Origin of the sequence: Aeromonas sp. QDB03, from assembly GCF_027707985.1 — a bacterium.
Classification (GTDB): Bacteria; Pseudomonadota; Gammaproteobacteria; order Enterobacterales; family Aeromonadaceae; genus Aeromonas; species Aeromonas hydrophila.
Genome location: NZ_JAPCJG010000001.1, coordinates 583,542 through 594,878 on the forward strand (window position 1 = coordinate 583,542; position 11,337 = coordinate 594,878).

At 60.1% G+C, this 11,337-nt stretch carries 8 protein-coding genes; 2 read left to right on the forward strand and 6 right to left on the reverse strand.

Going from position 1 to position 11,337, the window contains the following annotated elements:
• Window positions 1–90 precede the first annotated feature (90 nt).
• Together PG900_RS02640 and PG900_RS02645 are read left to right on the forward strand one after the other, a co-directional pair.
• The gene (locus PG900_RS02640; RefSeq protein ID WP_270799983.1) at window positions 91–999 is read left to right on the forward strand and encodes a KAP family P-loop NTPase fold protein; all 909 of its coding nucleotides are present in this window, start codon (window positions 91–93) and stop codon (window positions 997–999) included.
• A gap of 93 nt (window positions 1,000–1,092) precedes the next feature.
• Window positions 1,093–1,581, forward strand: coding sequence for a hypothetical protein (locus PG900_RS02645; protein WP_270799982.1), 489 nt, complete (start codon window positions 1,093–1,095; stop codon window positions 1,579–1,581).
• 39 nt (window positions 1,582–1,620) lie between these two features.
• Here PG900_RS02645 and hisIE read toward each other — a convergent pair whose 3' ends face one another.
• From hisIE to hisA, 6 genes are all read right to left on the reverse strand, one after another.
• Window positions 1,621–2,256: a bifunctional phosphoribosyl-AMP cyclohydrolase/phosphoribosyl-ATP diphosphatase HisIE gene (gene hisIE / locus PG900_RS02650; RefSeq protein WP_270799980.1), complete on the reverse strand. Its 636-nt coding sequence runs from the start codon at window positions 2,254–2,256 to the stop codon at window positions 1,621–1,623.
• A complete protein-coding gene (hisF, locus tag PG900_RS02655) occupies window positions 2,249–3,022 on the reverse strand; it encodes an imidazole glycerol phosphate synthase subunit HisF (RefSeq protein WP_024945358.1) in 774 nt (257 codons plus the stop codon). Before hisF ends, hisIE begins: the two co-directional genes overlap by 8 nt.
• 179 nt (window positions 3,023–3,201) lie before the next feature.
• On the reverse strand, window positions 3,202–7,173 hold the full coding sequence (locus PG900_RS02660; protein WP_270830863.1) for a PAS domain S-box protein: 3,972 nt from the start codon (window positions 7,171–7,173) through the stop codon (window positions 3,202–3,204).
• Window positions 7,170–9,326 carry a PAS domain-containing protein gene (locus tag PG900_RS02665; RefSeq protein ID WP_270830864.1) on the reverse strand — a complete coding sequence of 719 codons (2,157 nt, stop codon included), beginning with the start codon at window positions 9,324–9,326 and terminating at the stop codon, window positions 7,170–7,172. Before PG900_RS02665 ends, PG900_RS02660 begins: the two co-directional genes overlap by 4 nt.
• Window positions 9,319–10,428, reverse strand: coding sequence for a response regulator (locus PG900_RS02670; RefSeq protein ID WP_045789725.1), 1,110 nt, complete (start codon window positions 10,426–10,428; stop codon window positions 9,319–9,321). The genes PG900_RS02665 and PG900_RS02670 overlap by 8 nt, the downstream gene beginning before the upstream one ends.
• 165 nt (window positions 10,429–10,593) lie before the next feature.
• Entirely contained in the window at window positions 10,594–11,337 is a 744-nt protein-coding gene (gene hisA, locus PG900_RS02675) for a 1-(5-phosphoribosyl)-5-[(5-phosphoribosylamino)methylideneamino]imidazole-4-carboxamide isomerase (RefSeq protein WP_270830865.1), read from the reverse strand.

Sequence of the window (11,337 nt, forward strand, 5' to 3'; positions counted from 1 at the left end):
AGCAAAATGGCACCAAACTTCTATGTCCATCAAACTCTTTCGGAGCTCACTCTGGTAATATCCTGCTCAATATCGAGGCAGGAAAATATTATGACGCGTGCAGAGTTTAATTGGGAAAACTCCATTGCATGGAGTGGTCCGGGGGCCATTGAAGGAGTGCAGGATACTCTCGCGGGAGATCGACTGGATCGCGCTCGCTATGCCGAATTTCTGACCAATTATCTGGCGACAGAGGGCAAACAGCGCAACTATGTGTTGAACCTCAATGCCGAATGGGGGGCAGGCAAAACCTGGTTTATCAAGCGCTGGTATATGGAGCTGAAACAGCACTATCCCACCGTCTATATCGATGCTTGGCAGCAGGACTTTTCTGATGATCCCTTATTGACGGTGATCTCTTCGATTATTGACCAGCTAAAGCATGTTGCAGGTAAAGAGAACCCTATTCCCGAGAGAATGCGTCAGCGTTTGTTGGGATTATTTAAGGTCGGCGGCAAACTGGCATTGAAAGCGGCCATTAAGAAGGCTGGATTGGAAGAAGATGATTTTTCTCTGGAAGGGGATGATGCCAATCAGCTGGTAGATGCCTTATGCAGTAATCAGAAAGAGCGTTATGAATCTATCCAGTATCTTAAACAAGAGATACGGCAATGGGTGGAAGGGGCTGTTGGATTAGGTAATGGAGATCTTGATTATCCCGCTTTTATTTTGATTGATGAACTGGATCGCTGCCGCCCCTCCTATGCGGTAGAAATGCTGGAAACAATCAAGCATATATTCGACATTCCCAAAGTTGTTTTTGTATTGGCAACGGATACAGAGCAATTGCAACATGCAGTGAAGGTGATTTACGGCGCTGATTTTGATGCACATACATATTTAAGTCGTTTTTTTAGTAGGCGCTTTAGCTTGTTAGCTGGTTCAAAACGACATTTTATAGAAAGTAATTTATCTAATAGTGTACTTGTAGATCATTCTTTTGATAATGTTTGGCCTTAAGGGTTAAATATAGAAGCTATTATCACAGTATTGTCATCCATATCTGATGCATGCCACTTATCTTTGCGAAGTACAGAGAAGTTAATTGACCGTATGACATTGGTACTTTTAAATTTAGAGAAAGACGATATTAATGTAGTCTTCTTGGCTTATATGCTTGCATTACATGAGATAAAACCATCCGATTATGAAATGATAATCACAATGGCAAGAAGCAGACAGAAACTGGCAAATGTAAAGATGCAGGAAATAAAACCAAAGGCATTAAATGAACTGCAAGGCTCAATATATCTCTCCATGAGAGCAGTGCAGGGAGTCGAATTTGTTGCTGGTGAATACAGTATTCAAATTGAAAATTTAATCAGAGACTATCTTTGGAGTTATCTTGGTGAACACAATAATGCATCTGTTCATCTATTAGAACAAAATAAAATTTTAATTGATCAGCATTCTCGATTTAATAGAGATGAGCACTGCGAGGCTCTGAAGTATTACATTTTAAATGCAGAGCTATATGAAAAATCCAGATTAGATATGTCGGTATATAGAAACTGGGTTGAGTTAGCGATGTCATTTGACTGAGCTTAACGGGCTGAATAGCCCGTTAAGCAATAAGAAAATTTATTTATTATGCCGTTCATAAAGCCGCTGAACGACATCCTGCAATCCCAGCCCCTCATTTTGCAGCAGCACGGTCAGGTGATAGAGCAGATCGGCGGATTCGTTGATAAGTTCCTCCCGATCCTTGGCCATGGCGGCCAGCGCCACTTCGACGCCCTCTTCACCCACCTTCTGGGCGATGCGCTTGGTGCCCTTTGCATAGAGGCTGGCGGTGTAGCTGGTGGCCGGATCCGCGCCTTTGCGTGCTGCCAGGATCTGCTCGAGCTCGGCCAGGAAGCCAAGGGGCGGTACAGGGTGACCGTCAAAGCAGGAGGGATTGCCCAGATGGCAGGTGGGGCCGATGGGGTTGGCGGCGATCAGCAGGGAGTCCTGATCGCAGTCGGTGGTGATGGCGACCAGCTGGAGCACATGGCCCGAGCTCTCCCCCTTGGTCCAGAGGCGCTGCTTGCTGCGGCTGAAGAAGGTGACCTGGCCGCTGGCCTGGGTCTTTGCCAGTGCTTCGCGGGTCATAAAACCCTGCATCAGCACTTCGCCGCTGGCGGCATGCTGGACGATGGCGGGGATCATGCCGTCACATTTGGCCCAGTCCAGACGTTCGGCGAGCGGCTGCTCGTTGTTTACTGCTTGATTATTCACGGATGGCGACTCCTTCGGTTTTCAGCCAGCGTTTCAGTTCGGGAATGGGGATAAGGCCTTTGTGGAACACGGAGGCGGCCAGCGCCCCGTCCACGTCGGCGAGGGTGAAGGCATCGCGAAAGTGCTCCATGGCACCGGCACCGCCGGAGGCGATGAGCGGCACCTTGCAGACGGCCCGCACCAGCTTGAGCTGCTCGAGATCATAGCCCTGGCGCATGCCATCCTGATTCATCACGTTCAGCACGATTTCACCGGCGCCACGCTTTTGCACCTCCTCGACCCAATCGAGGGTATGCCAGGCGGTGGTGCGGGTGCGGCTCTCGTCACCGGTAAACTGCTTGACCTGATAGTGACCGCTCTGCGCATCAAAATAGGAATCGATGCCCACCACCACGCACTGCACGCCAAAGCGCTCGGCCAGTCGGGTGATGAGGGTGGGATCGGCCAGCGCCGGCGAGTTGATGGAGACCTTGTCGGCCCCGAATTCCAGGATCTGACGGGCATCCTCCACGCTCTTGATGCCGCCGGCGACGCAGAAGGGGATGTCGATGACCTCGGCCACCCGGCTTACCCAGCTCTTGTCCACCACCCGCTCATCGCTCGAGGCGGTGATGTCGTAGAACACCAGCTCGTCGGCCCCTTCGCTGGCGTAGCGGCGGGCCAGCTCGACGATGCCGCCCATCACCTCGTGATTACGAAACTGCACTCCCTTGACCACCACGCCATCTTTGACGTCGAGGCAGGGGATAATACGCTTTGACAACATGCTCGTTGCTCCATGTAAAGCACTGTTAAAACTAAGGTTGTTGCCAACGGGCCAGGGGCCCGGCGGCGAGTGAAAAAGGTGGCTTGCATGCTTTAACAGCGGGTTCCTGAGCGGGAAAAAGAGACCCGAAACGGGCGGCGTCTTCACTCGGGGGAGTACCACTATATGCACGACTTTATTCAGTGATTCAACCCTTTATCCAGCTTGCTCGCGCCCTGATGCCGGCTGGTGCCAGCCGGCGCCTGGCCGCTCAAGCCTGGCTGAGAGCCATCTGCTGCCAGCAGCTCACGAAGGGTGAGTAGGGCACCGTCAAAATCAAACACTTTCAGCTGGCGGGCCAGGATCTCACCTGGCGTCCCCAAGGTGAGCAGTAGGGGGGCCGCGTACTGCTCAAACAGCGGGATCACGGCGGTGTCGCTCTGCACCAGCAACTCCTCAATCTGGCGCAGCAACTGTTGTTGCCAGTGGTTGGCAAGCGGCGCGGCGCTCGCGGCGGGGCTGGGTTCTTCTTCCCCCAGCAGACTTGGCAGTTCGCTGAGGAGGCGGGCAATGGGGGCCATCCGCTCGGCCAGGGTCTGGCTGTTGTTGGCCAGATCCTGCTCCAGTTGTTGGCTCTGGGCGGCCAGTTCAACCAGCCCGAGGGTGCTGGCCACCCCGCGCAGGGTGTGGATCAGCCGGCTGGCGGCCGGCCTGTCGCCAGCATGTAGATGGCTCTCCAACTGCTGCATGTCCTGACTGTGCTCGCTGGCGAAGTGGTGCAGCAGGGCGACGTATTTGCTCTGGTTGCCCTGCAATGCCGCCAGCCCCTGTTGCAGATCCAGCCCGGGCAGATTTTGCAGGCGGGTGAGGGGGCCAGTCAGCTGGTCGGTTGTTCGCCGCTGGTATTTGGGGGCGGCGGCCGTGCTGTGGGGCAGCCACTGCTGCAGCGCCTCGAATAGCTTGGCGGGGGTCACCGGTTTGGCGATGAAGTCGTTCATGCCGGCGGATTCGCAGGCCTTTCTGTCCTCTTCGAAGGCACTGGCGGTCAGCGCCAGAATGGGGACCTGCTCCCAGCCTGGCAGGGCGCGGATGGCCCGGGTGGCGCTGTAGCCATCCATCAGCGGCATCTGTATGTCCATCAGGATGAGATCGAACGCGTGCTGGCTGACGCGCTCCAGCGCCTCCTGGCCATTGACCGCCGTCTCGATGACGAGGCCGCTGTTGTTGAGCAGCTCCAGCACCACCTCGCGGTTGATGGCGTTGTCCTCCACCAGCAATACCCTGGCGTGGTTGGCAAAGAACAGGGCCTGCTGCACCGTCTGCTCGAGCGCTGCCGGTTGCTGCGGTTCACCCTGACCCACCGCGAGGCGGGCGGTAAACCAGAAGCAGCTGCCCTTGCCAAGGGTGCTGGTGACCCCGACTTCCCCGCCCATCAGGGTGGCAAGCCGGCTGGTGATGGCAAGCCCAAGGCCGGTGCCGCCATATTTGCGGGTGGTGGAGACATCCGCCTGCTCGAAAGCCTGAAACAGCTTCTCGCTCTGCTCCGGGCTGATGCCGATACCGGTATCCTCCACCTCGAAGCGCAGCAGATAGCCGCCGGCAAGCGGGTGATCCACCCTGACTCGCAGGGTGACCGAGCCCTGTTCGGTGAATTTGATGGCGTTGGCCGCGTAGTTGAGCAGCGCCTGACGCAGGCGGGTGATGTCGCCGTGCACCCAGGCCGGGGTATCGCCGATGTCGACAATGATGGTGAGCCCCTTGGCGCGCGCCTGCTCGCTCATCAGAGCGCTGACGTTGTCCAGCATGGCGGTAAGGGAGAAGTCGCTCTGCTCCAGCGCCATCTTGCCCGCGTCGATCTTGGAGAGATCCAGGATGTCGTTGATGATGGTGAGCAGGTGCTGGGCGGCGTTGTCGATCTTCTCCAGTCGATCCTGCTGGGTGTGATCCGGCGTGTCGCGCTTGAGCAGGTAGGTGAGCCCCAAAATGGCGTTCATCGGGGTGCGGATCTCGTGGCTCATGTTGGCCAGGAAGGCACTCTTGGCGCGGTTGGCACTCTCCGCCCGTTGATGGGCCTGAGCCAGCTGCAGGGTGCGCTCGTTGACCATCTCCTCCAGGTGGTAGCGGTACTGATCGAGCTCCTCGCCGAGTTGCTTCTTCTCGGTGATGTCGGCCTGCACCGTCACATAGTGGGTGACGGCCCCGTTTTCCTGACGAATGGGAGAGACGGTGGCGAGCACCTGATAGTGGGAGCCGTCCTTGCGCCGGTTGATGAATTCGCCGTGCCAGCGCTGGCCGCGCTTGATAGCATCCCACAGGGCGATGTAGGTGGCCTTGGGGGTGAGGCCGGAGCGCAGCAGAGAAGGGGTCTGCCCTATCACCTCGCTCTGCTGGTAGCCACTGGCGGCCAGGAAGGCGACATTGACATATTCGATGCGGGCCTGGGTATCGGTGATGAAGACGCCATCCGGGCTCTGCTCCAGGGCGAGCGAAAGCTGGCGCAACTGCTGCTCGGCCTGCTTGCGTTCGGTGATGTCTAGGTGAATGCCGAGCAGGCGCAGTGGGCGCTGCTGGGCATCCCGGTAGATGCTGCCCTTGCTGCTGAGCCAGCGCACGTCGCCGTTTGGCAAGAGGATGCGAAATTCGATCTCGATGGGTTTGCCGCTTGCCGGCAACTCGGCCAGCAACTTGTCGAGGCGGGGCTTGTCGTCCGGGTGCAGGCAGCTGTGCCATTGCTTGAACTCGCTGAGCTGTTCGGTGCTGCGACCATAGAGGCGGGCACATTCGGGCGAGAAGAAGAGCCGGCCGCCCTGCATGTTCCACTCCCAGATCCCGACGTGGGCTCCCTCCTGGGCCATCAGCAGCCGCTGCTCGCTCTCGCGCAGGGCGCTGCTGGTGGTTTCGGCGCGGATGCGGGCGCTGATGGCGTCGTCCATCAGGTTGAGCGCCGCCAGCCTGGCGCGGCGCTGGGTATCGAGGGCCACCTGCTGGTTGTGCAACAGTTGCTGCTCGGCCAGCTTGCGTTCGGTGATGTCCTGCACCGTGCCATACAGCTCGACGATGGTGCCGTCGTTGGCGCGCAGGGCGGCGCCGCGGGCGATGATCCAGATGGGTTCGCCCTGCTCGTGGATCACCTCGGCATCGCACTCGTAGGGCAGGCCATCCTGCAGACAGCGCTCGACCGACTGGGCGATGGCGCGCCAGCCATCCTGAGTGAAGTACTTCCTCACCTCGGGGTAGATGGCGGGAGGCAGGGAAGGATCGCGGCCATAGATGCGGTAGATCTCCGGCGACCAGAAGTGGCTGTCATCGGCGATGTTCCAGCGCCAGTTGCCGATCTTGGCCAGGTGCTGGGATTCGCGCAGGATCCCCTCGTTGCGGCGCAGCGCCTCTTCGGTCTCCTTGCGCTGCTGGTGATCCTCGATGACCGAGATGAAGTAATCCGGTTTTCCCTTGAGGTCCTTGACCAGCGCCACCGTCAGGGTGATCCAGAGGACCTCGCCGCCCTTGCGCAGATAACGCTTCTCCAGGGTGTAGTGCTGCCGTTCGTCTGCCAGCATCTGGGCCACGTAGGTCTGGTCGATGAAGAGATCATCCGGGTGGGTGATCTGCTGGAAGGTCATGCCCATCAGCTCGTCAGCCTGGTAGCCCAGCATGTCGCACAACCGCCGGTTGACCCGCAGCCACTTGCCATCCGGGGAGACCAGGGCGATGCCGACCGCAGCCTGCTCGAAGGTAGCCTGGAAGCGGGTCTCGCTTTGTTGCAGGCGGGACTGGATGCTGCTTAGCTCCTGCCAGCGCTGGGTTTCCCGGGCGCGGGAGCGGTGCACGGCCGCGCTGAGCAGGCTGATAAGAACGCCGTTGGCGATCAGAATGCCCCACTGCACCAGATCCTGCCCGGCGCCGATGCGCAGCTCGTGAAGCGGGGCGAGCAGGAAGTAGGTGGTGAGCAGACCGCTCACCAAGGTACAGAGCAGGCCGGGCAGCAGGCCACCGAGCAGGGCGCAGATGGTGATGGGCAGCATGAACAGCACCAGCAGCGGCCGCTCGCCAAAGGCGATGGGCAGCTGGACCCGGATCTGCAGCATCAGCACGGGCAGCAGCACAGCCAGCAGGCAGACCCCCCAGCGCTGTCTGGGTTGGCGAAGGTGCCACAGTGAAGACCAGCTCGTCATAGGGACTCCTCCGGCGGGGTGGGGGCCTGCGGATAGGGGGGCTGTTGCCCGAGCTGAAGCGACAGCTCGTTGATCTTGTGCTTGAGGGCCAGCATAGCCAGCTCCCGGTCCACCATCACCTTGTTGAACCGCTCCAGCTCATTGTTTTGCTGACGGAGCTCGCTGGCCTGACGGGTCAGGGCCTGCTCGACCTGTTCGCGCTCGGTGACATCCAGCAGCAGGCCAAGCACGGCAGGCTGGCCGCGATAGTCGACGCGGCGCCCATAGAGCTCCATCTCGATGTTCTGGTGGTCGTGGTGCAGGGCGGTGAAGCGGGTGTGGATCTCGCTGTCTTCCTGTTCGCAGCGCTGCAGCTGCTCAGCCACCCTGGCGCTGTCTTTCGGACTGGCGAGGGCGTGCAGTGTGCCAATTTTGAGCAGGGTGGCGGTCGAGGCGTAGCCGAACAGGCGGGCAAATCCTGGGTTGATGTAACAGAGCTGGCCCTGCTGGATGATGTAGATGCCGGCCAGTGACTGTTCCACCAGGGCGCGAAACAGCCCCTCCCGCTCGCGCAGGCCCGCTTCGGCCCGCTTGAAATCCGTGATGTCGCGAGAGATGCCGAAGATACCTATCACCTGGCCATCGCTGTCCTGCAGCGGCCCCTTGGTGGCGAGGAACACCCGCTCGCCGCCTGGCAGGGTCAGGTACTCCTCCTGGGTCTGTACCCGGTTGTTGGCGATCACCTGTTCACCCAGCGCCATCAGCATGCGGGCCTGATCGGGGGGAAAGATGGCCATGTCGTCCTGACCCAGCATCTCGCTGGCCGATTTGCCGACAAACTGGCTGGCGGCGCGGTTGAACAGGATGTATTTGCCCTCTCTGTCCTTGGCGAAGATGGCATCTTCCGAGCTGTCGGCGATGGCGGAGAGCAGTTGCAGCGCCTGCAGGCGGCCGGCCTGGGACTGGCGAACCTGCTCGGCCATCTGCAACCGGGTGTGCTGGCGCAGCAGCACGATGCCGGTGTTGGCGATAAGCAGCACCAGCAGGCCGATCAGCCCGATCCAGACGCTCTCTTTGAGTTCCGCCCGGGTGAGTTCGGCCTCGTCTATCTTGGCCAGCAGATACCAGTCGGTACCCATGACCGGCTGTACGGTGCCAAACACCGGCGTGTTGCGGTAATCCTTGCCAAAGAAGAGCGCCTTGCCCTCTTCATTATTGCGGCTCTGCTGCAGGAACTGGACGGCCAGTAACTCCTTGCTGCTGACAGGCAACTGCAGGGTGAGAGCCGAACCGGGGCGATAGCGCACATCGTTGAGAAACTGGATCTGATCGCCGCTGCGGCGAAACAGCAGGGCTTCCCCGCTGCTGTCCGGCACCGGCCAGGACTTGAGAATGTTGTTGAGCCAGTCACTGCGGCTTATCTGCAGCACGATGAAAGGCGACTTGTCGCCCGCCATGGGGAGCGGGGCGATAAAATCGAGGCGGGATTGACCCTGTTCGTCCAGATAGGGGCCGACCCGGGTGATGCTGCCGCTTTTTGCGCCCTTCAACGCTGCGCGCAACTGGGGGCTCAGGCCGCTGGCATCCGGGGTGTGCCACAGCAGGTTGCCCTCTGGCGAGAGCACGCTGGCGGCGCTGAAGCGGCGAATGGAGATAAATTCGTCCAGTTTGCTCATCAGGTTGGCATGACCGGCCCGGGTGGCCTGGGCCTCGCGATAGAGCGCCGCGTACAGCGGGTTTTCAAACAGAATGTGGGCGTCAAACTCCCGGGCGCTGAGCCATTCGGTGATGCGTTTGCTCTTGAGATCGGCAATGGTCTCGAGCCGGGCGGCCTCTTTGTCCTGGGTCAGGTTGATGTTCTGGGCGATGGCCATGGCGGTCAGGGCCAGGATCAGGCCGTTGAGCAGCACGAATGGCAGCAGCTGGCGCCGGGAAGGGGAAGTGGTCACCGTCGGCTGGTCGATGCGCCGGCGCAGCATGGTATAGAGCATGGTGGCGGTGATGAGGATGAACAGCCACCCTTTGATGGTGCTGGCCAGCGCGAACTGGGCCGGGGTGCTGAACAGCCACTCCACCGCCTTGTCGGAGAGCAGGATCCACAGGCTCGCCACCGCGGCATAGGTGAGCACGACGTTGAGCACATGGGCCCGGGTCAACGAGGGCTGCTCAGCCATGTCTGGCCTCATTGTCATCCTGGTAGCGCTCGGCGATGGCGACGAACTGCTCGAAGTGGTTGTCAAACGCCGTCACCACATCCGGGTCGAAATGCTGGCCGCTGCCGGAGAGGATCAGGGCGCGCGCCTCCTCATAGGGCATGGCCGCCTTGTAGACCCGCACATTGATCAGCGCGTCGAACACGTCCGCCAGTGCCATCAGGCGGGCCGAGAGCGGAATGGCGTCCCCTTGCAGGCCATCGGGATAGCCGCTGCCATCCCACTTTTCGTGATGCCAGTGGGCGATCTCCTTGGCCAGGGTGAGAAACACCAGCGGCTGCTCGATGTCCCGTTCGGCCTCTTCGATGGCATCGCTGCCGAGCTTGGCGTGGGTGCGCATGATCTGCCACTCCGCCGGGGTCAGCTTGTCCGGCTTGAGCAGGATCTGATCCGGAATGCCCACCTTGCCGATGTCGTGCAGCGGCGCCGAGCGGCTCAGCAGGTCGATGTAGCGGGGGGTCAGAGTGTCGCTAAAACGGGGGTGGCTGGCTAGCGCACAGGCCAGTTGCCTGACATAGCCCTGGGTGCGCAAGATGTGATTGCCGGTCTCGGGGTCGCGGATCTCCGCCAGATGGGCGAGCGCCCGGATGGAGACTTGCTGGATGAGGTCGTTCTCGGTCATCCGGCGTGCCACCTCGGCCTCCAGCGCCGCGTTCTGATTCTGCAGGCCGTCGCGGGCCTGTTTGGCCTCCAGCTGGGTGCGTACCCGCGCCTGGACGATGGCCGGTTTGATGGGTTTGGTAATGTAGTCGGCGGCTCCCAGCGACAGGCCGTACTCCTCGCTCTGGGGGTCGGCGAGGGCGGTGAGCAGCACCACTGGAATACGACTGGTTGCTGGGGTAATACGCAGCTGTTTGAGCACCTCATAGCCGTCCATGCCAGGCATCATCACATCCAGCAGGATGAGATCCGGGATTGTCTTGCCAGTGGCGATCCGCAGACACTTCTCCCCGCTCTGGGCGGCGAGCACCCGATAGGTGGGAGAGAGCAGGTCGGTCAGCACCATCAGATTTTCGGGTGAGTCATCGACAATCAGGATGGTGGCGGAGTGAGATGTAAACATAGGTCCTCCGTGACGTTGTCTCAGTGAATTCGAGTATAGAGTCAATTGTTACCAAGTAATAAGGACTTACCTCGATTTACCCCTTGATGAAGAGGCTTCCGGCCGGACGACCCGGCAGGGAGCCTCTCTCTCAATCGACGTCCTGATGGCGACGCTGCGGCTTGCTTACAGGCTGCCATTCCCCCAGCAGGCGATGGCATCCCCTACCGAGAACTTGCCCTCCAGCAGGGCGCGGCCGAGGATGATCCCCTTGACCCCTGAGCCCTTGAGCGCCTCTATGTCTTCGATGCCGCCAATGCCGCCGGAGGCCTGAAAACCGACGCTCGGATAACGGGCGTAAAGATCCCGGTAGAGCTCGACGTTGGTGCCTGAGAGGGTGCCGTCACGGCTGATGTCGGTGCAGAGCACGTGCTTGAGCCCGGCGGGCAGAAAGCGTTCGATCAGCGCCTCGATGGTGACCCCGCTGTTCTCCTGCCAGCCGGCTACCGCGATATGGCGATTGCCCTGGGCATCAATGTTGACGTCCAGTGCCAGCACGATGCGCTCGGGGCCGTATTTTTCCATCCAGCTGGCCACCAGATCCGGCGATTTGACGGCGGTGGAGCCAATCACCACCCGGCTGGCGCCGGCGGCCAGCAGATCCGCCACATCCTGCTCGCTGCGCACGCCGCCCCCCACCTGCACCGGCGCTTCGGTGGCCGACAGCAGCTGGGCGATGAGGGAGAGCTGGCGCGCCTTGGCATCCTTGGCACCATCAAGGTCCACCAGGTGCAGTTGCACCGCCCCCTGGGAGACATATTCGTCGAAGCGGGCCTGCGGGCTGTCGCTGTAGGCGGTCTTCTGGCCGTAGTCGCCCTGATAGAGCCTCACGACTTGGCCGTTAATCAGATCAATGGCTGGGATAATCAT

Coding starts and splice junctions, on each gene's coding strand:
- PG900_RS02640 (WP_270799983.1), top strand. CDS start 91: ATGACGCGTGCAGAGTTTAATTGGGAAAACTCCATTGCATGGAGTGGT.
- PG900_RS02645 (WP_270799982.1), top strand. CDS start 1,093: ATGACATTGGTACTTTTAAATTTAGAGAAAGACGATATTAATGTAGTC.
- hisF (WP_024945358.1), bottom strand. CDS start 3,022: ATGTTGTCAAAGCGTATTATCCCCTGCCTCGACGTCAAAGATGGCGTG.
- PG900_RS02660 (WP_270830863.1), bottom strand. CDS start 7,173: ATGACGAGCTGGTCTTCACTGTGGCACCTTCGCCAACCCAGACAGCGC.
- PG900_RS02665 (WP_270830864.1), bottom strand. CDS start 9,326: ATGGCTGAGCAGCCCTCGTTGACCCGGGCCCATGTGCTCAACGTCGTG.
- PG900_RS02670 (WP_045789725.1), bottom strand. CDS start 10,428: ATGTTTACATCTCACTCCGCCACCATCCTGATTGTCGATGACTCACCC.
- hisA (WP_270830865.1), bottom strand. CDS start 11,337: ATGATTATCCCAGCCATTGATCTGATTAACGGCCAAGTCGTGAGGCTC.